The organism is Methylobacterium sp. J-067, assembly GCF_022829465.1.
Taxonomy (GTDB): Bacteria; Pseudomonadota; Alphaproteobacteria; order Rhizobiales; family Beijerinckiaceae; genus Methylobacterium; species Methylobacterium litchii.
On the sequence record NZ_JAKSXZ010000128.1, the window covers coordinates 66,702 to 89,499 of the forward strand.

The window sequence follows — 22,798 nt, forward strand, 5'->3', positions numbered from 1 at the left end:
TCAATGCCCCGGATGCTCGCCGAGCGTGTCCTCGACGTAGAGCTGTTCGAGCAGCACCTTGATCACCGCGAGCAGCGGCAGGGCGAGCGCGATGCCCCAAAGACCGAAGATCACGCCGAGCACGAGCTGCCCGGCGAAGATCGTCGCCGGGGGGATGTCGAGCGCCCGCTTCTGGATGAAGGGCGTGAGCCCGTAGCTCTCCAGGCACTGCACCGCGAGGTAGACGCCGAGCGCGCCGAGCAGCGCCTTCGGCCCTGACGCCAGGGCGGCGAGCAGGATCACGAGGCCCGCCACGAGCGGCCCCACCGTGGGCACGAAGGCGAGGAGCCCCGCCTGCAGGCCGAGGATCAGCGCGCCGCCGATGCCGAGGAAGGCGAGGCCCGCCCAGGTGAACAGGAAGATCGCCGTCATGGTCAGCAGCTGGCCGAACAGCCAGTGGCGCAGGGTCTCGCCCGCCCCGTCGAGCACCTTCGCCCCCCGGCGGCGCTTCGTGGGGGGGATGAAGCGCAGCACGCCGTCGCGGTAGCTGTGCGGGTCGGCCGCGAAGGCCGCGCCGAGGAAGACGATGACGAGGAGGTTGCCCACGGCATCCACGAGGCCGAGCACCACCGCCGTCGCCGGGCCGAGCACGCTGCCCGCGCTCGACAGGACCGAACCGGAACTCTTCAGCAGCCCGGAGGCGAGGCCGCCGAGGCCGCTCTCCTGCTGGCCGGGCTCCCGCGCGGACCGGCCGTCGTCCTTCGCCGGGCCGAGGAGGGGCACGTCGATCCCGTGGTCGGCGAGCCAGGTGTTCACGGAATCGGCCTGCGTCTTGATGGTGCTGCCGAGGTCACGCCCCTGCTGCGCGACGGTGGTGCCGCCATAGGTGGCGAAGCCGAGCGCCAGGAGCGCGACGGTGACGCTCGCCAGCGTCAGCCGCAGGCTGCGCGGCAGCGGCAGGACATAGGCGAGCGCCCGCGTCAGACCGTCGAGGAATACGCCGAGCAGCACGCCGGCGAAGATCAGGAGCAGCGTGCCCGCCGACATCCAGGCCAGGGCCAGGGCGGCGGTGAAGCAGACCACGGCGATGCCGGAGCCGGCGAGGGGGGCGGCCCCCCGCCACGGGCCGACCGGCCCCTTCAGGGCCTCGAGCTTCGATTCGGTCATTACGATCCTTGGCGGCCACTGAGCCCCACGTCGAACGCGTCGCAGGCGCCCCGGTCAAGCCCTGGGCGACGAATGCGGGGGATGTGCGTTGATGCCCGGAGACGTCATCCCAAGGAGCACCCGCGCATGGACAACCACGGCAGCACCCGGTTCAACCACCTCGCCCCCGGCGACAACATCGACAAGCGGGACCAGTTGAGCAGCGTGGTGCTGATGGGCCTCGCCATCGCGGGCGGGGCCGTCTCGCTGGTGCTCCTGTCGCTGATCGGCGGCTAGTCCCTTACCAGCGCCCCGCCGCCGCGTCGTCGGCGGCGGTGGCCTCGACCCAGCCGCCGACCGTTCCGTCGGCCAGATGCTCGCGCTTCCAGAACGGCGCACGGGTCTTCAGGTAATCCATCAGGAAGCTCGCCGCCTCGAAGGCCGCGATCCGGTGGCCGGAGGCCGTCAGCACGAAGACGATGCCCTCGCCGGGCCGGACGAGCCCATGCCGGTGGATGACCCGCACCGCCTGGAGCGGCCAGCGCGTCTCGGCCTCCTCGACCACCCGGCCGATCTCGGCCTCGGCCATGCCGGGATAATGCTCCAGTTCGAGGGCGGCGAGGCGCCCGGCCTCGTCCCGGCACAGCCCCGAGAAGGTGACGACCGCCCCGGCCTTCCCCGCAAGCTCCGCCTCGACGCGGGCGACCTCCCGCGCGAGGTCGAAGGGCTCGGCCTGGATCGAGACCTTCGCGGGGGGCAGCGGAGATTCCATGGCGGACTTTCGGGGGCTGCCCCACAGGGCGCCTGACTGTTTGCGCTGCGCCCTATATGGCACGGAGGAGCCGGAGGCCGAACCGGGGCCGCGGGAGGCACAAGGCATCATGAACCCAGAGCTGACGCTGCCTTACGAGGGCGAGTCGCCGTCCTTCGCCAGCCGCCCGGTCTGGTGCGGACGCGGCAGCACCGTGATCGGCGCGGCGCGGATCGGCGATCAGTCCTGGCTCGGGGATGCGGCGGTGATCCGCGCCGACGGGCAGCCCGTGACCCTGGGGGACCGGTTCTGGCTCGGCCACCGCTCGACCGTCCACATCGCCACCTTCGCCCACGGCACGACCTGCGGCGACCGGGTGACGGTGGGGCGCAACAGCGTGCTCCACGCCTGCACGATCGGCGCGGACGTGGTGGTCGAGGACGACGTGGTGATCCTCGACGGATCGAGCATCGGCGACGGCGCGGTGATCGAGGCGGGGGCGACCGTGTTCCCCCGCTCCGACCTCGCGGGGGGCTTCGCCTATGCCGGCAGCCCCGCCAAGGCGGTGCGCCCGGTCGCGCCGGGGGAGGCGGCCGAGCGCGCCGAACGGGTGCGCGAGCGCAGCGCCGAGGGGCTCGGCGCCGATCCCGAGCCGCCGCAGGACCTCGATCCGGACGTGTTCGTGGCCCGCACCGCGCGCCTGCGCGGGCGCGTCGGGCTGGGGGCGGGGGCGAGCGTGCTGTTCTGCTGCGCGCTGGAGGCCGAGGCCGGGCCCATAGTGGTCGGCGCCGACACCAACATCCAGGACAACACGGTGATCCGCTCGCGGGGCGAGGGCGTGGTGATCGGGCGCGACACCACCATCGCGCACAACGTCCGCATCGCCGATTCCCGCATCGGCGCCCGCAGCCTCATCGGCATCGGCGCGGTGATCGCGCCGGGGACGCTGATCGCCGACGACGTGATGCTCGCCGCCGGGGCCACCACCGATCCCGGCCAGATCCTCGAATCCGGCCATCTCTGGGGCGGGCGCCCCGCGCGCATCCTCGGCCCCCTCGACGCCGAGCGGCGCGCGATGATGCTGCGCATCGTGGAGAGCTATTGCCGCCACGGTCGCGAGTACCGGGCGGCGCAGGAGGAGCTGGCGGGCTAGCGACCGCGCCCGCCGCCGCTCAGTGCTGCAGGATCTTCGACAGGAAGGTCTGCGCGCGCTCGGAGCGGGGGCTGCCGAAGAACTCGTCCTTGGTGGCGTCCTCGACGATCTCGCCCCGGTCCATGAAGATCACGCGGTCGGCGACCTTGCGGGCGAAGCCCATCTCGTGGGTCACGACCATCATGGTCATGCCCTCCTTGGCGAGCTCGACCATCACGTCGAGAACCTCGCCGACCATTTCGGGGTCCAGCGCCGAGGTCGGCTCGTCGAACAGCATCACCACCGGGTTCATGGCGAGCGCGCGGGCGATGGCCACGCGCTGCTGCTGGCCGCCGGAGAGCTGGCCCGGATACTTGTGCGCGTGGGCGCCGAGCCCGACGCGGGCCAGCAGGTCGAGGCCGCGCTTCTTGGCATCCTCGGAGCCGCGCCCCAGCACCTTGCGCTGGGCGATGGTGAGGTTGTCGGTGATCGTTAGGTGCGGGAACAGCTCGAAATGCTGGAACACCATGCCGACCCGCGAGCGGAGCTTCGGCAGGTTGGTGGACTTGTCGAGCACCTTCGTGCCTGCCACCGTGATCTGGCCCTTCTGGAAGGGCTCCAGGGCGTTCACGCACTTGATGAGCGTCGACTTGCCCGAGCCCGAGGGGCCGCAAACCACCACCACCTCGCCCTTGGCGACCTTCGTGGTGCAATCGGTCAGCACCTTGAAGTCGCCGTACCATTTGCTGATGCCGTCGATGGCGATCATCGTCTCGCCCGGCGCGCCCTTCGGCAGGCCGGAGACGAGGCTGCCCGGCTGGAGGCCGGGATCCTTCGGGGCGTGGTCGGCGTCGACGGCGGGCTGCGAGGCGGTCGGGGCCGGCATCGGGGAAGAGGTCATGGTGAAAGTCCCCTGATCAGCGGATGATGGCGACGCGGCGCTGCAGGCGGCGCACGAGGAACGAGGCGGCGAAGCAGATCGCAAAGTAGACGAGCGCCGCGAAGATATACATCTCCACTAGACGCCCGTCGCGCTGGGCGACCTTCGAGGCCGCGCCCATGAAGTCGGTGAGCGACAGGACGTAGACCAGCGACGTGTCCTGGAAGAGCACGATGGTCTGGGTCAGCAGCAGCGGCAGCATGTTGCGGAAGGCCTGGGGCAGCACGACGTTGCTCATCGTCTGCCAGTAATTCATACCGAGCGCCTGCGCGGCGCCGGTCTGCCCCTTCGGCACCGACTGGATGCCCGCGCGCATGATCTCGGCGAAATAGGCCGCCTCGAACGCCGTGAAGGTGATGAGCGCCGAGGGGAAGGCGCCGACCTGGATCGGCGTCGTCGAGCCGACCGCGTAGGCGCCGATATACGGCACCAGGAAGTAGAACCAGAAGATCACCAGCACGAGGGGCAGGGAGCGGCACAGTTCGACATAGCCCTTGGCGAGGTGCCACACGCCGGGGATCCCCGAGAGCCGGGCCATGGCGAGCAGGGTCCCGAGGATCACGCCCCCCGCCGCCGCCATGGCGGTGAGCGACAGGGTGAAGACCATGCCCGTCCCGAACAGGTAGGGGAGGGACGTCAGGACGACGGAGAAATCGAAGTTCGAGAGCATCTCGGCCTGCGCATCATCGCCGCCTCGTCGGCGGCCGGTTGCAGCGGGGTTCGGGCGGTCAGCGCTGCCCGGGGATGGTGACGGCGCGTTCGAGCAGGCTCGCGCAGACGACAACCACGAGGTTGATCGCCACGTACAGGAGCGTCGCGGCGGTGAAGGCCTCGAACACCTGGAAGGAGAATTCCTGCATCGAGCGCGCCCGGCCGGTGAGTTCGAGCAGGCCGATGGTCAGCGCCACGGACGTGTTCTTGAGGTTGTTCAGGAACTCGGAGGTCATCGGCGGCAGGATGATGCGGTAGGCGTTCGGCAACAGGACGTAGCGGTAGGTCTGCGCCGTGGTGAAGCCCATGGCCGTGGCGGCCATCCGCTGCCCGCGCGGCAGGGCCTGGATGCCGGCGCGGACCTGCTCGGCCACCCGCGAGGCGGTGAAGAAGCCCAGGCACACCACCGCCGTGTAGAACGGCGCGTCCGGCATCTGCTTCACGGCATCCCCGAGGCCGCGCGGCAGCATCTCGGGCAGCACGAAGTACCAGAGGAACATCTGCACCAGCAGCGGCACGTTGCGGAAGATCTCGACATAGGTCGTGCCGATGGCGTTCGCCGTCTTGCTCGGCAGGGTGCGCAGCACGCCGATGACCGAGCCGAGGGTGAAGGCGATCGCCCAGGCGCACAGCGCCGTCACGATGGTCCAGTACAGGCCGGACAGGAGCATGTCCGCGTAGGTGCCGGTCCCCTCCGGGGACTGGTCGAAGAAGATGCTCCAATTCCAATTGTAGTTCATCGCCCGCCCGGCCCCGCTGCCGTTTCTTGGTTCGCCCCGCGGATCGTGCCGCGGGGCGCTCGTTCAGGTGCGAAGGCTCAGTAGGCAGCCGGATCGGGGCTGTCGATCGGCTTCGTGAACTGCTTCTTCATCTCGTCGCTCATCGGCAGGTTCAGGTTGATGTTGCGCGGCGGGATCGGCTGCGTGAACCACTTGTCGTAGAGCGCCTTGCCCTCAGGGCTGGTGTAGAGCTTGGCGGTGGCCTCGTCGGCGACGGCCTTGAACGGCGCGTCGTCCTTGCGGAGCATGATGCCGTAGGGCTCCGGCTTGGAGAGGGCTTCCTTCGAGATCTCGTAGGCGCCCGGATCCTTCGAGGAGGCGACCAGCGAGGCGAGGAGCACGTCGTCCATCACGAAGGCGACGGCGCGGCCGGTCTCGACCATCAGGAACGCCTCGGCGTGGTCCTTGGCGGGCAGGATGGTCAGGCCGAGCTTCTTCTCGGTGTTGGCCTCGTTGATCTGCCGGATGTTCGTGGTGCCGGAGGTCGAGACGACGGTCTTGCCCTTCAGGTCCTCGATCGTGTGCAGGTTCGAGGACTTCTTCGACACGAAGCGCGTCGCGGTGAGGAAGTGGCTGTTGGTGAAGCCCACCTGCTTCTGGCGGTCGGCGTTGTTGGTGGTCGACCCGCATTCGAGGTCGATCGTGCCGTTGGCCATCAGCGGGATGCGGGTCGCCGAGGTGACCGGGTTCAACTTCACGTCGATTTTCGGCAGGCCGAGCTTGGTCTTCACCGCGTCGGCGATCTTGTAGCAGATGTCCATGGCGTAGCCGACCGGCTTCTCGTCGCCGCCGAGGTAGGAGAACGGCACGGAGGAGTCGCGGTAGCCGATGGTGATGGCACCGGAATCCTTCACCTTCTTGAGGGTGCCGGTCAGGTCCTCGGCGCCGGCGGCCAGGGGGGCGACGGCGAGGCTCAGGCCAAGCGCCGCGGCGAGGCCACGGCGTGCGTTAACGAACTGCATCGGTACGGAACTCCTGGGTCTGGCCGAACGTCGTCGGCAGGCGGTGTCGGGTGCAGGCCCGCCCGCTCGAGCGGAGCCTTTGCAACGTTGATGCCGGAGAGACAGGTCTGAATACGAGATACCGGTCGGCGCGCGGTCCGTAGGCCGGTGAACCGGCCGCCCTGAACCGCATCGATCCATCCGGAGCCACACTCGCCGCCTCTCCGACACTCGGAGCCGGGCCGAGCGCCCGCGCGAGCGGCATGTTGCATGATTTTGAGGCGGACGCACCGGGGCGCGTCACGGAGCCCACAGGCTGCGCCTGACGATCCGCCCGATGTCGCAATGCGAAAGCCGCCCCGCAGCATGGCGGGACGGCGTCCGGTCGGCGTGAGTGAGACGTTACTGGGTCAGTTCATTGCCGGCATAGCCGATCTGGCCGTCCTTGCCCTTCTTCCACTCGTAGATCACGTAGTCGGGCTTGGTGATGTCGCCCTTCTTGTCGAGGGAGATCGGGCCGAGCACCGTCTGGAACGGCTTACCCTCGCGCATGTAGGCGGCGACCTTCTTGCCGTCCGTGGACTTCACGGCGTCCGCCGCCTGCTTGAAGATCTGCGCGGCGGCGTAGGCGTAGAGGGTGTAGGCCTCCGGATCGATGCCCTTCGCCTTGAAGGCGGCGACCGCGTCCTTGGCCGCCGGGTTCTTGCGGGCGTCCGGCGGGAAGGTGGTGAGCGTGCCCTCGGCGGCCGGGCCGGCGATGGCGACGAGTTCGCGATCGACCATGCCGTCGCCGCCCATCATCGGCGCATTCAGGCCCTGGTCGCGCATCTGGCGCAGGATCAGCCCGGCCTCGGTGTAGTAGCCGCCGAAGTAGACGATATCGACGCCGTTCTGCTTCAGCTTGGAGACGAGGGCCGAGTAATCCTTCTCGCCCGGATTGATGCCCTCGTAGAGGGTCTCCTTGCCGCCCTTGGCCTTGAACGCCTTCAGCGTCTCGTCGGCGAGACCCTTCCCGTAGGGGGTCTTGTCATGGACGATGGCGACCTTCTTCCCCTTGAACTTGGTGGCGAGGTAATCGCCCGCCACCGCGCCCTGCTGGTCGTCCCGGCCGCAGGTGCGGAAGGTGTTCCACAGGCCGCGCTCGGTGAACTTCACGTTGGTCGAGGCGGGGGTGATCTCGACGATGTTGGCGTCGGCGTAGACGTCCGAGGCCGGGATCGAGACGCCGGAATTGAAGTGGCCGACCACGAACTTCACCTTGTCGGAGGCGAACTTGTTGGCCACCGACACGCCCTGCTTCGGATCGGAGGCGTCGTCGCCCACGACCAGCTCGACCTTCTCGCCGTTGATGCCGCCGGCCTTGTTGAAGTCTTCCACCGCCTGGGCGGTGCCGTTCTTGAGCTGCGCGCCGAAGGCCGCGCTGTTGCCGGTGATCGGCGCACCGACGCCGATCTTGACCTCCGCCAGGGCGGGGCCGGAGGTCAGGACGCCGAGCGCGAGGCCCGCCAGAAGTACCGATCGCATCGCCACACTCCCCTTCATGCGCCCCGGACAATCAGGGCGAACCGAATCGTCGAAGGCTCAAGACCCGCGCGGACGCCATGTCAGCGGCGAGGTCTTCTCGTAGAGCCAGCGGTACTGGCTCGTCATCTGGCGGGTGCGCGTCGCGCGAAACCCCGCCGAGCCGATCAGCAGCACCACCAGCGCGTCCACGGCGTAGTAATGCGCCGACAAGAGCGTGCCCCCGAACAGGGCGAAATGGATGAAGCGCACCGCCGCCGCCACGAGGAGCAGGGCCGGAACGCAGTGCCAATACGGCCGCCAGCCCTTGGCGATGCCCCGCGCCGCCATCCAGCCGGCCCAGCCGCCCATCACCACCGTGACGAGGAGGAACAGCCAGACCGAGCCTTCCTCGAACAGCAGGCCGTCAAGCATGGTCGCCCCCCGCAGGCGCGGCGTGGCCGCCTTCGAGATAGGCCGCCTTCACTGACGGGTCGTCCAGCAATTGCCGGCCGGTGCCGCTCATGGTGATGCGCCCGTTCACCAGCACGTAGCCGCGATGGGCGAGCTTCAGGGCGTGGTAGGCGTTCTGCTCCACGAGGAAGATGGTCATCCCGTCCTCCCGGTTGAGGCGGCGGATCGCGTCGAAGATGCCCTTTACCACGAGGGGCGCGAGGCCGAGCGACGGCTCGTCCAGCAGGAGCAGCTTCGGCCGGCTCATCAGGGCGCGGGCGATGGCGAGCATCTGCTGCTCGCCGCCGGACATCGTGCCGGCCCGCTGGTGCAGCCGCTCGCCGACGCGGGGAAACAGGGTGACGACCTTCTCCAGGTCCTCCGCGAAGTACCGCCCGCCATGGAGGGCGGCGCCCATCTGCAGGTTCTCGTGCACGCTCATGCGCGGGAAGACCCGGCGGCCCTCCGGCGACTGGGCGATCCCGAGGCGGGCGATCTCGTGGGTCGGCACGCGGGTGATGTCGCGGCCCTCGTAGGTGATGGTGCCCGAACGCGCCTGGGGGGCGCCGAACACGGTCATCATCAAGGTCGACTTGCCGGCGCCGTTGGCCCCGATCAGCGTGACGATCTCGCCCTCGCCGACATCGAGATCGACGCCCCTCAAGGCGGCGACGCTGCCGTAATAGGTCGAGACCCCGCGCACCGTCAGGAGCGGCGGCGTGCCCCCCGCCTGGATCGCGCGGGTCTCCTCCACGAGCACGTTGATGCCGGCAACGCTCAACGGTCGGCCCTCATGCCGGATGCCCTTCGTGCGGCAGGGACAGGCCCACCTCGGCCTCCACCGCCTCGACCTCTTCGTCCTCGACGCCGAGATAGGCGGCGATGACGCTCGGGTTGGTGCGGATCTCCTCCGGCGTACCGTCCGCGATCTTCTTGCCGTAGTCGAGCACGACGATGTGGTCGGAGATTTCCATCACCACCGACATGTCGTGCTCGATGAGCAGGACCGAGGTGCCCTCGTGGTCGCGGATGTGGCGGAGCAGGGCGTTCAGCTCCAGCGATTCGCGCGGGTTCAGGCCGGCGGCGGGCTCGTCCAGGCAGAGCAGCACCGGATCGGTGCACATCGCCCGCGCGATCTCCAGCCGCCGCTGCGCCCCGTAGGGCAGGCTCCCCGCCGGCTCGTCGGCCCGCGCGAGCAGGTCGATCCGCGTGAGCCAGCCCTTGGCCTTCTCCACCGCCGCGGCCTGGGCATCGCGAAAGCCCTTGAAGCCGAGGAGCCCCAGCACCGTGTAGCCGGAGGCGCGCATCAGCGTCTTGTGCTGGGCGACCAGCAGGTTCTCCAGCACCGTCATGCCGGGGAACAGGCGGATGTTCTGGAAGGTCCGCGCCACCCGCGCCGTCCGGTTCACCTGATGGTTCGGCAGGCGTTCCAGCAGGTGCTCGCTGCCGTCCTCGTGGGTGAGGGTCAGCATCCCCTCGGTCGGCTTGTAGAAGCCGGTGATGCAGTTGAAGACCGTCGTCTTGCCGGCCCCGTTCGGGCCGATCAGGGCGGTGATGTCGCCCCGGCGCGCCTCGAAGGACAGGTCGGCGATGGCGGTCAGGCCGCCAAAACGCATGGTCAGGTGATCGACCGTGAGGACGGGGGCCGCCATCAGCCGTGCCCCTCGCTCACATGGGCGCCGGAGATCGCCTTCCGCTCACCCAGCGTCACCGAGGGCATCCGCACCGAGATCAGCCCGCGCGGGCGCCAGACCATCATCGCCACCATGGCGAGGCCGAACAGCAGCAGCCGGTACTCGTTGGGATCGAACCCCTCGCCGAACACCGCCTTCAGGCCGCCGAGGTTGCGCAGCATCTCGGGGCCGGCGACCATCGCCACGGCCGCGATGGCAACGCCGAACTGGCTGCCCATGCCGCCGAGCACCACGATCGCCAGGATGATCGCGCTTTCGAGGAAGGTGAAGCTCTCCGGCGAGATGAAGCCCTGCCGCACGGCGAAGAACGAGCCGGCGATGCCGCCGAAGGCCGCGCCCAGGGCGAAGGCCGTGAGCTTCGTCGCCGTGGTGTCGATGCCGAGCGACCGGCAGGCGATCTCGTCCTCGCGAAGCGCCTCCCAGGCGCGGCCGATGGGCAGGCGGCGCAGGCGCAGCGTCACGAGGTTGGTGATCAGCGCCAGCACGAGGATCAGGTAGTACAGAAACACGACCCGGTGCATCGAATCGAATTCGAGGCCGAAGCGGGCGGCGAACCCGTCCTCGTCCGCCGTGAAGGGGATGCCGAAGAAGGTGGCGCGTGGAATCGAGGACACGCCCGCCGCGCCGCCGGTCACGTCCGTCCAGTTGATGAGGACGAGGCGGATGATCTCGCCGAAGGCCAGCGTCACGATGGCGAGGTAATCGCCCCGCAGCCGCAGGACGGGGAAGCCCAGCAGCATCCCCCACAGGCCCGCGAACAGGCCGGCGAGCGGCAGGCACACCCAGAAGGACAGGCCGAAGGTGGTCGAGAGCAGCGCGTAGGAATAGGCGCCGACCGCGTAGAAGGCGACGTAGCCGAGGTCGAGGAGGCCGGCGAGGCCGACGACGATGTTCAGCCCCCAGCCGAGCATCACGTAGGTGAGGATGAGGATGCCGAGGTCGATCCAGTAGCGGGCCGAGCCGAGATCGCCGGTGGCCAGCGTCGCCAGGACCGGCAGGGAGAGCGCCACCGCCACGAACAGCTTCAGGCCGATCTTCGAGACCTTCTGCCCGGCATCGGGCTCGCCCCCCACGGCCTCGGTGGCCTGGGCGGGGGCGGGCGTCAGGGCTCGCCGCGCGTCCCGGCGCAGCAGGAGCAGGCGCTGGCCGAGGCGGACGCCGAAGGTGATCGCGCAGAGGATCGCCACCAGCCCCCAGCGGGGGACGAGGACGAGGTCGCTGCCCGGCCCCGGATCCATCCGGTAGGCGATCAGCGGCAGGCAGAGGCCGAGGGCGACGAGGGCGCAGAGGGCGGCGTCGCGCAGGATGGCGCCCATGACGCTCTCCGGCAGGGCGCCCTGGGTCGAGGCGGCGGGGCGGGCCATCAGACCTTCTCGACCTCAGGCCGCCCGAGGATCCCCGAGGGCATGAAGATCAGCACGATCGCCAGGATCGAGAAGGCGGCCACGTCCTTGTATTCGATGGAGAAATAGGCCGACCAGAAGGTCTCGATCAGGCCGATAATCAGCCCCCCGAGCACCGCGCCGGGCAGGGAGCCGATGCCCCCCAGCACCGCCGCCGTGAAGGCCTTCACGCCCGGCACGAACCCGTCCGAGAACGAGACCACGCCGTAATACATCACGTAGAGCACCCCCGCGACCGCCGCGAGGGCGGCGCCGAGGACGAAGGTCAGGGAGATCGTCCGGTCCACGTCGATGCCGAGCAGGGCGGCCATCTTCCGATCCTGCTCGCAGGCCCGCTGGGCGCGGCCGAAGGGCGTCCGCTGGACGAGGTACCAGAAGCCCGTCAGCAGCACCGCCGTCACCACCATGATCAGCCCCTGCTTGTAGGACAGGACCACGGTGTACCCCTCCCGCTCCAGGACGGTGATGCCCCCCGAGAGGACCGGCGGCATCGACTTATTGCGGGCGCCCTGCACCACCTGCACGAAGTTCGACAGGAAGATGGAGACGCCGATCGCCGAGATCAGCGGCGCCAGCCGGAAGGAGCCCCGGAGCGGCCGGTAGGCCACCAGCTCGATGGCCCAGCCCCAGAGGGCGGTGAGCGCCATCGCCAGCACCAGCACCACGAGGAAGGCGAGCACGATGGAGGTGACGCCGAGCCACGTCGTCAGCAGCAGGAACAGGATCAGGGAAATGAAGCAGGAGACCATGAAGACGTCGCCATGGGCGAAGTTCACCATGCCGATGATGCCGAAGACCATCGTATAGCCGATGGCGATCAACCCGTAGATCGAGCCCAGCGTCAGGCCGTTGATCAACTGCTGCAGGAAGACGTCCATACACCCGTCCGCTCGATGCCCCAGAGCGTTTCAATCCTCCGGGGTCGGTCCGCAAGACCCGTACCGCAAGCGTAGCCTCGACGCCACAGGGGCCCCGGGGGCGTCATCGACACAAATCCAGGCATTTGCCGCACAAATTTCAGCAAGCGGGCTTGCGGATGGCATGGTGTCTGCTGGACCGTTACGAGAAATGTAACCAATCGACCCGGGCGGGTGCGGGGAGGGATCAGCAATGTCCGGATCGAGACTGACCACACTCATCTTTGTCGGAATGGTACTCGGCATCGCGGTGGGTTATGCCTGCAGCATCACTTGGCCGGATCCGCAGACCGCCAAGGAGATCGCCGGATACATCGCACTGGTGTCCGATATCTTCCTGCGGCTCATCAAGATGATCATTGCGCCTCTGGTGTTCTCGACACTGGTCGTGGGCATCGCGCACATGGGCGATACTGCTTCCGTCGGCCGGGTCGGCGGTAAGGCACTGCTGTGGTTCGTGGGCGCGTCGTTCTGTTCGCTGCTGCTCGGCCTGATGCTGGTGAACCTTCTCCAGCCCGGCCACAACCTGAACTTGCCGCTCCCCGACGCCGGAGCGGGCACCGGCCTGAAGGCCGCCTCGCTCTCCCTGAAGGAGTTCGTCACCCACCTCGTGCCCAAGAGCGCGGTGGAGGCGATGGCCAACAACGAAATCCTGCAAATCGTTGTATTCTCGATCTTTTTCGGCGTCGCCTTGGCCTCCCTCGGGGAGAAGGGCCAGTTCCTCGCCAAGGGGATCGAGGGCGTCGCCGACGTGATGCTCAAGGTCACCGGCTACGTGATGCTGTTCGCCCCCGTCGCCGTCTTCGCGGCCATCGCGGCGACCATCACAACCCAGGGCATCGGTGTCCTCGTCACCTACGGCAAGTTCATGCTGATGTTCTACTTCGGCCTGTTCTGCCTGTGGATGCTGTTGATGGGGGTCGGCACCCTCCTCGTCGGCACAGGCGGGATCAGCCGGCTCGTGAACCTGATCAAGGAGCCGTTCGTCTTGGCCTTCTCCACCGCGTCGAGCGAGGCGGCCTATCCGAAGCTGCTCTCGAACCTCGAGCAGTTCGGCGTGCCGAACAAGATCACCTCGTTCGTGCTGCCGATGGGCTACTCGTTCAACCTCGACGGCTCGATGATGTACTGCACCTTCGCGGTGATGTTCATCGCGCAGGCCTACAACATCCCGCTCACCTGGACGCAGCAACTGACGATGCTGCTTCTCCTGATGGTCACATCGAAGGGCATGGCCGGCGTGCCGCGCGCCTCGCTGGTGGTGATCTCGGCGACCCTGTCGCAGTTCAACATCCCCGAGGCGGGGCTGCTGCTCATCATCGGCATCGACCAGTTCCTCGACATGGGCCGCTCGGCGACCAACGTCCTCGGCAACAGCATCGCGACCGTCGCCGTGGCGAAGTGGGAGGGCCAGCTCACCCTGGAGGACCAGCGCCTCGATCACATGCCCGGCGCCGCCGCGCCGGCCGAGTAGGGCGACCGGGAGGGGATGGCCGACATGGCTACGCGGAACCGGGCCCTCGCCCTCGCCGCCGCACTGACCCTCGCCGCCTGTCCCGCAGGGGCGGTGGAGGTCCTGACCGGCACGCTCAAGACCGCCGCCCAGCGGGGGGAGATCGTGATCGGCTACCGGGAGAGTTCGATCCCGTTCTCCTTCGTGGAGGGCAAGCGGGCCGACGGCACGCCCCGGGTGGCGGGCTACGCCATCGACCTGTGCGGCGAGATCGTGGACGACGTGCAGACGGCGATCGGTCGCCCCCTCAGGGTCCGCTACGAGCCGGTGACGTCCGAGACCCGCATCGGGGCCGTCGCCTCCGGCAAGGTCGATCTCGAATGCGGCTCGACCACCGCCAACGCCGAGCGGCGCAAGCAGGTCGCCTTCTCGCCCGTCGACTTCATCAGCGCCACGAAGCTCCTCGTGCGGAAGGGCTCGACGCTCACCTCCTACCGGGACCTCGGCGGCAAGACGGTGGTCGTCACCGCCGGCACCACCAACGAGCGCATCCTGCGCGATCTCCTCGCCCGGTTGAAGATCGACGCGCAGGTGGTGACGGCGCCCGACCACGCCGCCTCCTTTGCCCTGGTGAAGGCTGGCAAGGCCGATGCCTTCGCCCTGGACGACATCCTCCTCTACGGGCTGATCGCCACCGATCCGGCGGATGGGTCCTCCTACACGGTGCTGCCGGACAAGCTCTCCTTCGAGCCCTACGGAATCATGTTCCGCAAGGACGACCCGGCATTCGCGTCCCTGGTCGCCGACACCTTCCGGCGGCTCGCCGAATCCCGCGAGTTGCGCTGGACCTACGAGCGCTGGTTCCTCAAGCGCCTGCCGAACGGCGAACGCCTCGATGTGCCGATGTCGGACGATTTGCGGGTGAGCTTCCAACTGATGGGATTGGACGCAGGGCAATAGCGCGCCTCGCTTTCGCCCCACGGCCGGGCGAACAAGCGCGCGTTCATCCTTCGTTGACCCATCGCCGCGAGCGTGCCGCCCATGCCGACCGCCGCCCTCCGCAGCCTCCTCGCCGTCGCCGCCTGCTGTGCCGCGACGGCCGCGCAGGCCCATCCCCACGTCTGGGTCTCCGCCAGGGCGCAGGTCGCCTACGCGGACGGCAAGGTCACGGGCGTGCGCCATATCTGGGCGTTCGATCCGGAATACTCGGCCTACGTCACCCAGGGGCTCGACGCCAACAAGGACGGCAAGCTCAGCCCCGACGAGCTGGCGTCCCTCGCGACTACGAACACCGAGAACCTCGCGGAGTTCGGCTACTTCACGAAGCTGAAGGTCGCCGGCAAGGAGCAGGCCTTCGCCGAGCCCCGCGAGGCGGCGATGCGGATGGAGGGCAACGCCCTGACGCTCAGCTTCCTCTTGCCCCTCAAGAGCCCGGCGGCGCCGGGACGGGGCGTGGCGGCGCTCGAAATCTACGACCCGACCTATTTCGTCTCCTTCGGCTTCGCGGAGGGGCAGGATGCGGTGACGCTGACGGGGGCGCCGCAGGGCTGCACCGCCTCGGTCACGCGGCCGAAGAACGACCAGACGAAGGTCGCCGACGCCAAGACCGGCATGAGCGAGGCCTTCTTCGAAGCCCTCACCGCCGCCTCGAATTACGGCGAGCAGTTCGCCAACCGGGTGATCGTCGCGTGTCCGTAGGGCTCGGTATCGCCCCCGCCGCGCCGGCCTCGCGCCTGCCCCAGCGCCTCGCGCTGATGGCCGGGGCGGTCGCCTTGGCGGCGCTCCTCGTCGCCCTGCTGGCGTGGCTCATCGCCCCCGGTATCGCCGCGCCGCCGCCGCGCTCGCCCTTCGGCATCGGGTTCCGCGAGGCCGCCCCCGCCACCACTGGCCTCGGTGGCCTCATTCTTTCGCTTCAGTCCAGCTTCTCGCGGGCCATGAACGCCGCCGTCACCGCCCTCAAGGGCGGGGGCGACTGGACGCCGCTGATCGGCCTCGCCTTCGCCTACGGCGTCTTCCACGCCGCCGGGCCGGGGCACGGCAAGGCGGTCATCGCCGGCTACATTCTGGCGGGGGAGCGCGCCTTTCGCCTTGGCTGCGCCCTCAGCGCCTGCGCCGCCCTGCTGCAGGCCGCCGTGGCGATGGCCCTGGTGGGGGTCGGCAGCCTCGTCCTCAACGCCACCGCCGCGACGATGACGCGGGCCGGCACCTTCATCGAGACGGCAAGCTTCGCCCTGGTGGCCGCCGCCGGCCTCGCCCTGACCTGGCGCAAGGCCGGGCAGCTCGCATCGGGCCAGATGGCCGGCAGCGCCTGCGGGCCGGATTGCGCTCACATGCCGGCGGCCGAGCGCGTCGACTCCGCACGGACCTGGCGGGCGCGGGCGGGGATCGTCCTCGCGGCGGGCTCGCGGCCCTGCGCCGGGGCGGTGCTCGTGCTCGTCTTCGCGATGGCGCAGGGCGTGCCGCTCGCCGGCATCCTCGCCGTCCTCGCCATGGCGGTGGGCACCGCGCTCACCACCACCGCGCTTGCCGCGCTCGCCGTCTTCGCCAAGCGCGCCGCCCTGGCGCTGGCCGGCGGTCGCGGACAGGCCGGGGCGAGGGCGGTCGGTGGGCTCGAATTGCTGGCCGCCGCCTTCGTGCTGGTTCTGGGTGTCGCGATGCTCGCCGGTGTCGCCACAGGCGTCGGCGGCTAGGGCGCGACGCCTCGCCAGCCTCCCGCCGCCGTGCCACTCTGGCGCAAAAGCGGGAGGAGTGAACATGACCGACAGGACGATCGTCACCTGCGCGCTGACGGGCTCCTTCGACACGCCGAAGAAGAACCCGGCCGTCCCGGTGACGCCCGAGCAGATCGCACGCTCCGCCCTCGATGCCGCCGCGGCGGGAGCGGCCATCGTCCACATCCATGTCCGCGATCCCGAGACCGGGGCGCCGAGTATGGAATTCGCCCTCTACCACGAGGTCGTGGAGCGGATCCGCGAGCGCAACGGCGACGTCATCCTCAACCTCACCACGGGCGCGGGCGGACGTTTCGTGCCGGGGGAGACGGACCCCGCCGTGGCGGGGCCGGGCACCACCTTCGTCACGCCCGAGGCACGCACCCGGCATGTCGGCGCGCTGAAGCCCGAGATCTGCACCCTCGACATCGCCACGATGAATTTCGGCGAGCACCTGTTCCTCAACACACCCGCGCACCTGCGCGCCATGGCGAAGGCGATCCGTGAGGCCGGGGTGAAGCCGGAGATCGAGGTGTTCGACCTCGGCCATATCGAGCTTGCCCGGCATCTCATCACGGAGGGGCACCTCGCCCGGCCACCGCTGTTCCAGCTCTGCCTCGGCATTCCGTGGGGGGCGCCGGCCACGCCCGAAACCCTGGTCGCCCTGCGCGCCCGTCTGCCCGAGGACGCGGTCTGGTCGGCCTTCGGCATCGGCCGGGCGGAGTTCCCGATGCTCGCCGTGGCGGCGGGGATGGGCGGGCATGTCCGCGTCGGACTGGAGGACAACCTCTATCTCGGACGGGGGCAGCTCGCCCCGAGCAACGCGGCCCTGGTCGAGAAGGCGGTGAGCTTGCTCGCTCATATCGACCGCACGCCCGCGAGCCCGGCCGAGGCGCGGGCGATCCTGGGCCTGACTCCGGGGACGCTTCCTCAACCCGAGGCGTAGGCAACGGCCGAACACGCCGTCTAAGCTGCATCCGTCATGCAAACCCGCCGCACCGAACGCGGTGGGATCGTCATGCCCCTAGGGAGAGAGACCGATGTCGACCCGTACCCTCGCGGCGGGGGCGCTCGCCGCGTTCTGCACGCTCGCCGCCGCCCATCTTGACGCCCATGCCGCCGACCTCGTGCCGGTGAAGATCGGCGTCCTGAATGACCGCTCCGGCGTCTATTTCGACTCGACCGGCGAGGGCGCGGTGGTCGCGGCGCGGATGGCGGTGGAGGATTTCAAGCCGGAGCAGCACGGGCTCAAGGTCGAGGTCATCGCCGCCGACCACCAGAACAAGCCCGATGTCGGCGCCTCCATTGCCCGGCAATGGTATGACCGCGACGGGGTCGATGCGATCTTCGACGTGCCGACCTCGTCGGTGGCGCTCGCCATCGCGCAGATCACCAAGGAGAAGAACAAGGCCTTCGTGAATTCGGGCGGCGGCACCGCCGACCTCACCGGCCCGGCCTGCACGCCGAACACCGTCCACTGGACCTACGACACGGCGGCGCTCGCCAACGGCACCGGCAAGGCCCTGCTGAAGCGCGGCGGCAAATCCTGGTACTTCATCACCGCCGACTACGCCTTCGGGCTGGCACTCGAACGGGACACCAAGGCGGTGGTGGAGAAGAACGGCGGCAAGGTCGTCGGCGGCGTGCGCACGCCCTTCCCGAACCCGGATTTCTCGTCCTTCCTGCTCCAGGCCCAGGCCTCCGGCGCACAGGTGATCGGGCTGGCCGATGCGGGGCTCGATGCGGCCAACGCGATCAAGCAGGCGCACGAATTCGGCATCCGCCAGGGCGGGCAGCAACTCGCGGCCCTGCTGATCGCCATCACGGACATCCACTCGCTGGGCCTCGACGTGGCCCAGGGGCTCCAGTTCACCGCCTCGTTCTACTGGGACCTGAACGACGCCACCCGTTCCTTCGCCGACCGTTTCTCGCAGAAGATGCCGGGCAAGAAGCCGACCTCGTATCAGGCGGGCGTCTACGCCAGCACGCTCCATTACCTGAAGGCCGTCGAGGCCCTGCACTCGGCCAAGGACGGCGCGGCGGTCGTCGCCAAGATGAAGGAGATCCCCACCGACGATCCGCTCTTCGGCAAGGGGACGATCCGGCCGGACGGGCGCAAGATCCACCCGATGTACCTGTTCGAGGCGAAGGCTCCGGCCGAGTCGAAGGGCGAGTGGGACCTCTACAAGGTCTTGGAGACCATCCCCGCCGATCAGGCCTTCCGCCCGATGAGCGAGGGCGGGTGCCCAATGATCGCCAAGTAAGCGAGACCGAACGCGGCGATCCGGAAAGTTCCTGCGGACGGTGAGAATAAAGGCGGGACCCGCAGAGCCAAGCCGGGGTTGGCGGGATGTGGCCGCTTTCACCCGCTCGGCCATTCCACAGCCCGCAGGAGTTCCGATCGCCATGGCCACCAAGCAGAAGACGCTTCACGACGCGTTCTACGAGACCCTCAAGGACGTCTACTACGCCGAGAAGCAATCGGTGAAAGCCCTCAAGAAATCCGCCAAGGCGGCGGAGCACGACGAGCTTCGGCAGGCCTTCGAGACCCATGCCGAGGAGAGCGCCCATCAGGTCGAGCGCCTGACCCAGGTCTTCGAGATCATCGGCAAGCCCGCCCGCGCCAAGACCTGCGAGGCGATGCAGGGCATCACCTCGGAGATGGAGGAGGATCTGGAGGATTTCGGCGACAGCCCGGCGGCCGATGCCGTCCTCGCCGCCTGCGCCCAGGCGGTCGAGCATTACGAGATCGCCCGCTATGGCACGCTCAAGACCTGGGCGAGCCAACTCGGCTACGCGGATGCGGCGAGCCTCCTCGACGAGACCTTGCAGGAAGAGAAGAAGACCGACGCGCTCCTCTCGAAGATCGCCGAGACCATCAACGCGGCCGGCATCGAAGACGGCGCGGAGCCGGCCCCGAAGGCCAAGGCGAAGGCGGTCCGCTAACGGAAAGGGCGGCGCCCCTTTCGGAGCGCCGCCCTGTCACTGTCCGCTGCGTGAGGCTCAGAACCGGTAGGTGAAGTTGCCCTTCACCGCCTGGTCCTGGGCGCGCGAACCGGTCTGGCCCGTATAGGCCACGCCCAGCGTCGCGCCCGGCGCCACCCGCAGATCGAGGCCGACTTCCGCAACCATCGCGTCCCGGTCGATCGGCACGCCGGCCGACAGGAAGGACGGGCCGGTCCCGAAGGCCAGGAGCGCCTTCGGCACCACGTCGCCGAAAGCCCGGCGGTAGCCGACCAGGGCGTGGGCCGAGAGCGGCAGGCCGGTGCCGAAGTCGAAGGCGGTCTGGCCGCGCACGCCCACCGTCAGGGCGCCGAGGTCGTAGTCGCGGGCGAAGCCGCGCAGGGCCGCCACGCCGCCGGTTTCGGCGAAGCCGTCCCGGTGGATGCCGACATAGGCGCCGCCGACGAAGGGCTCGATGTAGGTCAGGGAAGGCTGCACCGGCTGGAGGGCCGCACCCTTCGACACTAGCGCCACCGGAGCGGGCTGACCGAGGAAGAACTTGTACCCGATCTCGCCGAAGCCCTGCACCGTGTAGCCGCCGTAGCGGCCGGTGGGGGTGTCCGCCACGCCGGGGAAGATCACGGCACGGCGGGTGCGCAGCGACTCGTCCGCGTAGACCGCGCCGAGGCGGAGCGACACCGGCCCGACCTCGTAGCCGCCGTAGACGCCGCCGAACCCGCTAGTCACGCCGGCCGACTGGAAGCGGCCATTCGTGTCGAGGGTGTTCTCGGTGTAGCCGCCGACCACACCGAGCTTGATCCCGCTCGGCAGGCGCACGTCGAGGCCCGCCGCGAAGCCGGCGAGCGTCCGGTCCAGCCCGAAGGCGTTGCCGCCGCTCGCGCTGCCGAACGCGCCGAAGCCCTGGCCCCAGATCCCGACCACGGTCGGGTCGAGGGTCTGCATCGGCACGCTCACGACCGGCGGCCGGCGACCGGGCAGGTCGGCGGTGTAGCTGGCCGGCAGGTTGCCGAAGCTGAGGCCGTCCGCCGCGCCGGGGGTGGTGCCCCAGCGCAGCCGGTCGAGGATCGCCTCGCGGACGAAGAACGCCGTCTCGTAGGACGACGAGACCGTCGAGCCATGGATGTCACCGGCCAGCGCGCGGAAGGCACCCTGCGCCTCCGGTGTGGTCAGGCCCACGGTCGAACCGTAGATGGCGCTGCCCGGCCCGCCCGCCTGGATCGCGTTGGCGACGGAGGCGCCGTTGCGGGTCGTGGCGATGCTCGCGAAGGCGACGTCGTTGCGCGTGAGCGTCAGGTCGACCTCGGTCGGCTGGTAGCGAAGGGTCGGGGTCAGGAAGGCGAAGTTCGAGGTGACGCCCGCGAACTGGCCCGTGACGCCACCGGTCGCGTTGAGGATCGCGTACTGCGTGCGCGGGTTGTAGGCGCCGTTCTGCGCCAGCACCTGAACCGTGCCACCGGCCAGCGTCGCCGTGCCGGAGACCGCGAGCCGGTCGGACTGGCCCGCCGCGTTGGCCTCGACCTGATAGACCGAGCCCGCCGCGAAGACGGCGTTGCCGGCCACGTTCAGGGTGCCGATGGAATTGCCCGGTGCCACCGTGCCGCCAGAGAGGGCCGCGAGCCCGCCCACCGTGCCGGAGCCCCCGAGGAGGCCGCCGCTGTTGACGATGACCGTGCCGCCGATCGTGCCATTGGCGTAGAGGGCGCCGCCGCTGCCGATGCTCGTGCCGGTGTTGAGCCGGTCGGTCGGGTCCATCGACAGGGTGCCGGTGACGTTCCCGAAATACCCGGCCGCCGAGTAGAGATCGAGGCGAGACCAGTAGCTCAGTGCCGTCCCGTAGAAGGCGGCGAGCGCGTTGCCCTCGGTGTTCACGATGATCTGGTTGATCGTCCCCGTCGTGAGCTGGCCGTAGAGGCCGCCGTTCGGGGCGAGGGTCTTCGCCGCGCTCGTGCTGCCGCCGTAGAGCGGAGCCAGCAGGATCGAGGCGTCGGGCCCGCCAGAAGGCGCCTGTTCGCGGGGCGCCTGGGCGAAGGTCAGGGTCGGCAGGCCGTAGGTCAGGCGGGACTGGTAGAGCGCCTGGTTGGCCGCGTTGGGCAGGTAGGGGTTATTGGTCGTGTTCGCCGCACTGTTGGCACAGGCGGCGACGGTGTTGCCGCACTGGGCCGATAGGTAGGTCTGCAACTCGGCCTGCGCCGCCGTGAACAGGCTCGGCAGTTTGATCGCCGTGCCCGTGGTCGTGGCGTTATTGATGTAGGCCGGGTTCGTGAACGCCTGGGCGAGGTCGTAGGCTGAGAAGGCGCGCGAGGCGATGATGTCCAGCGGGTAGTGGACGCCCAGCACGATGCGGCTGTTGGCATAGTCGGAGGCCCGCAGCAGCATGTTCTGGTATTGCTGCGGCACGAGCATCGCGAGCAAGTAGCCGTCGGTATAGGCGTATTGCGTGTGCCCGCTCGGGAAGGACGGGTTGGTCGCGATGCCGTTCAACGCGGTCGGATCGAACACGTTGTACTGGCTCTGCGCCACCTGGATCGGCCGCGACGACCCGTAGACATCTTGCCCGGCTTGCGTGTTGCGCACGCCGTAGGCGAGGTCGAGGACGCTGTCGTAGCGGTTCGGCAGGGTGCCGGTGGAGCCCGCCGCGCCGGCCGGCGAGCCGGCGGGGATCGTGTAGGGGCCGGTCGGCAGGGAATAGCCGGCGGGCGCCACGGCCGGAACCGGCACGTAGCCGGCGGGCGTCGTGCTCGGGTTGGTGGCCGCGCCGTTGGCGAAGTAATTCTTCGCCACGCCGAGATCGGCGCTGAACACGGTGTAGGCTTGGTTCAGCAGGTTGAACGTCGCCGTCAGGGGGCCGCTGTTGGCGGTGCTGGCGCGGATGCCCGTCTGGTAGATCCCGCCGAGTTGCGGCCCGAGGCCGCCCACCGGCTGAAGGGGGGTGAGGCCGCCCGCGCTCTGCGGCGCCTGTGCCGGCAGCCCGCCCGCGAGGTTGTCCGCCGGGCCGAGGTTCACCCGCGTGCCGTCGGCCAGCGTGATCGAGGTGGTGAAGGCCGCGCTCCCCGGCAGGGCCTTGTCGCTGATCGCCTTCTGCTGGTCCGCGACCGAGGCACCCCGATTCTGGGCGACGGCCTGCGACAGGTTCAGCTGCAGCGTCTGCTGGCCGACCTGCGTCGCGTTCAGCCCGAGGAACGGGCCGAGCAGGTTCAGAACGTTGACGTTGGACGGCGTGGTGTTGACCGTCTGGGCCTGCACGGCCGATGGGCCGAACGCCGCCAATGCGAGCGCGGCGATTGACACACTCTGCTTGAAGTCCATTGTTGCCCCCAACCCGCT

Annotated in this window: 22 protein-coding genes; 9 read left to right on the forward strand and 13 right to left on the reverse strand. The window is 69.2% G+C overall.

Annotated features, from left to right (window positions below; translation table 11 throughout):
- Positions 1-1,146 (reverse strand): AI-2E family transporter, encoded by a 1,146-nt coding sequence (locus tag MKK52_RS18480; RefSeq protein ID WP_243956251.1) that lies wholly within the window; start codon positions 1,144-1,146, stop codon positions 1-3.
- A gap of 126 nt (positions 1,147-1,272) precedes the next feature.
- Between MKK52_RS18480 and MKK52_RS18485 the strand changes: the two genes are divergently transcribed.
- Entirely contained in the window at positions 1,273-1,422 is a 150-nt protein-coding gene (locus tag MKK52_RS18485; protein WP_243956253.1) for a hypothetical protein, read from the forward strand.
- A 4-nt stretch (positions 1,423-1,426) separates the two neighbouring features.
- Here the strand turns inward: MKK52_RS18485 and MKK52_RS18490 are convergent, their stop codons facing one another.
- Positions 1,427-1,897 carry a molybdenum cofactor biosynthesis protein MoaE gene (locus tag MKK52_RS18490; RefSeq protein WP_243956255.1) on the reverse strand — a complete coding sequence of 157 codons (471 nt, stop codon included), beginning with the start codon at positions 1,895-1,897 and terminating at the stop codon, positions 1,427-1,429.
- 109 nt (positions 1,898-2,006) lie between these two features.
- Here MKK52_RS18490 and MKK52_RS18495 point away from each other — a divergent pair, with 109 nt between their 5' ends.
- Entirely contained in the window at positions 2,007-3,029 is a 1,023-nt protein-coding gene (locus MKK52_RS18495) for a DapH/DapD/GlmU-related protein (protein WP_243956257.1), read from the forward strand.
- A 19-nt stretch (positions 3,030-3,048) separates the two neighbouring features.
- Here the strand turns inward: MKK52_RS18495 and MKK52_RS18500 are convergent, their stop codons facing one another.
- From MKK52_RS18500 to MKK52_RS18545, 10 genes are all read right to left on the reverse strand, one after another.
- On the reverse strand, positions 3,049-3,777 hold the full coding sequence (locus MKK52_RS18500) for an amino acid ABC transporter ATP-binding protein (protein WP_243956464.1): 729 nt from the start codon (positions 3,775-3,777) through the stop codon (positions 3,049-3,051).
- A gap of 148 nt (positions 3,778-3,925) precedes the next feature.
- The gene (locus tag MKK52_RS18505; RefSeq protein WP_243956259.1) at positions 3,926-4,618 is read right to left on the reverse strand and encodes an amino acid ABC transporter permease; all 693 of its coding nucleotides are present in this window, start codon (positions 4,616-4,618) and stop codon (positions 3,926-3,928) included.
- A gap of 58 nt (positions 4,619-4,676) precedes the next feature.
- Positions 4,677-5,399 carry an amino acid ABC transporter permease gene (locus tag MKK52_RS18510; RefSeq protein WP_243956261.1) on the reverse strand — a complete coding sequence of 241 codons (723 nt, stop codon included), beginning with the start codon at positions 5,397-5,399 and terminating at the stop codon, positions 4,677-4,679.
- 77 nt (positions 5,400-5,476) lie between these two features.
- A complete protein-coding gene (locus tag MKK52_RS18515) occupies positions 5,477-6,400 on the reverse strand; it encodes an amino acid ABC transporter substrate-binding protein (RefSeq protein WP_243956263.1) in 924 nt (307 codons plus the stop codon).
- 381 nt (positions 6,401-6,781) lie between these two features.
- A complete protein-coding gene (locus MKK52_RS18520; protein WP_243956265.1) occupies positions 6,782-7,903 on the reverse strand; it encodes a branched-chain amino acid ABC transporter substrate-binding protein in 1,122 nt (373 codons plus the stop codon).
- A 57-nt stretch (positions 7,904-7,960) separates the two neighbouring features.
- Positions 7,961-8,314, reverse strand: coding sequence for a DUF6867 family protein (locus MKK52_RS18525; RefSeq protein WP_243956267.1), 354 nt, complete (start codon positions 8,312-8,314; stop codon positions 7,961-7,963).
- Complete coding sequence (locus tag MKK52_RS18530; RefSeq protein WP_243956269.1) at positions 8,307-9,113, reverse strand: ABC transporter ATP-binding protein; 807 nt, start codon at positions 9,111-9,113, stop codon at positions 8,307-8,309. Before MKK52_RS18530 ends, MKK52_RS18525 begins: the two co-directional genes overlap by 8 nt.
- 10 nt (positions 9,114-9,123) lie before the next feature.
- Positions 9,124-9,984, reverse strand: a complete 861-nt coding sequence (locus tag MKK52_RS18535; protein ID WP_243956270.1) for an ABC transporter ATP-binding protein — start codon at positions 9,982-9,984, stop codon at positions 9,124-9,126.
- Positions 9,984-11,390, reverse strand: a complete 1,407-nt coding sequence (gene livM, locus MKK52_RS18540) for a high-affinity branched-chain amino acid ABC transporter permease LivM (RefSeq protein WP_243956272.1) — start codon at positions 11,388-11,390, stop codon at positions 9,984-9,986. The genes MKK52_RS18535 and livM overlap by 1 nt, the downstream gene beginning before the upstream one ends.
- The gene (locus tag MKK52_RS18545; protein ID WP_243956274.1) at positions 11,390-12,307 is read right to left on the reverse strand and encodes a branched-chain amino acid ABC transporter permease; all 918 of its coding nucleotides are present in this window, start codon (positions 12,305-12,307) and stop codon (positions 11,390-11,392) included. The genes livM and MKK52_RS18545 overlap by 1 nt, the downstream gene beginning before the upstream one ends.
- A 232-nt stretch (positions 12,308-12,539) precedes the next feature.
- Here MKK52_RS18545 and MKK52_RS18550 point away from each other — a divergent pair, with 232 nt between their 5' ends.
- The 7 genes from MKK52_RS18550 (at position 12,540) to MKK52_RS18580 (ending at position 19,456) form a co-directional block, all read left to right on the forward strand.
- Positions 12,540-13,820, forward strand: coding sequence for a dicarboxylate/amino acid:cation symporter (locus tag MKK52_RS18550; RefSeq protein ID WP_243956276.1), 1,281 nt, complete (start codon positions 12,540-12,542; stop codon positions 13,818-13,820).
- Positions 13,821-13,844: 24 nt separating this feature from the next.
- On the forward strand, positions 13,845-14,759 hold the full coding sequence (locus tag MKK52_RS18555; RefSeq protein WP_243956278.1) for an amino acid ABC transporter substrate-binding protein: 915 nt from the start codon (positions 13,845-13,847) through the stop codon (positions 14,757-14,759).
- Positions 14,760-14,840: 81 nt separating this feature from the next.
- Positions 14,841-15,497, forward strand: a complete 657-nt coding sequence (locus tag MKK52_RS18560; protein ID WP_243956280.1) for a DUF1007 family protein — start codon at positions 14,841-14,843, stop codon at positions 15,495-15,497.
- A complete protein-coding gene (locus MKK52_RS18565) occupies positions 15,488-16,489 on the forward strand; it encodes a nickel/cobalt transporter (protein WP_243956282.1) in 1,002 nt (333 codons plus the stop codon). Before MKK52_RS18560 ends, MKK52_RS18565 begins: the two co-directional genes overlap by 10 nt.
- Positions 16,490-16,553: 64 nt before the next feature.
- On the forward strand, positions 16,554-17,456 hold the full coding sequence (locus MKK52_RS18570; protein ID WP_243956284.1) for a 3-keto-5-aminohexanoate cleavage protein: 903 nt from the start codon (positions 16,554-16,556) through the stop codon (positions 17,454-17,456).
- 94 nt (positions 17,457-17,550) lie between these two features.
- Positions 17,551-18,774, forward strand: a complete 1,224-nt coding sequence (locus tag MKK52_RS18575; RefSeq protein ID WP_243956287.1) for an ABC transporter substrate-binding protein — start codon at positions 17,551-17,553, stop codon at positions 18,772-18,774.
- A gap of 142 nt (positions 18,775-18,916) precedes the next feature.
- Positions 18,917-19,456, forward strand: a complete 540-nt coding sequence (locus tag MKK52_RS18580; protein WP_243956289.1) for a ferritin-like domain-containing protein — start codon at positions 18,917-18,919, stop codon at positions 19,454-19,456.
- A gap of 57 nt (positions 19,457-19,513) precedes the next feature.
- On the opposite strand, the gene MKK52_RS18585 is transcribed toward MKK52_RS18580, so the two are convergent.
- Positions 19,514-22,780, reverse strand: coding sequence for an autotransporter domain-containing protein (locus tag MKK52_RS18585; protein ID WP_243956292.1), 3,267 nt, complete (start codon positions 22,778-22,780; stop codon positions 19,514-19,516).
- Positions 22,781-22,798 lie beyond the last annotated feature (18 nt).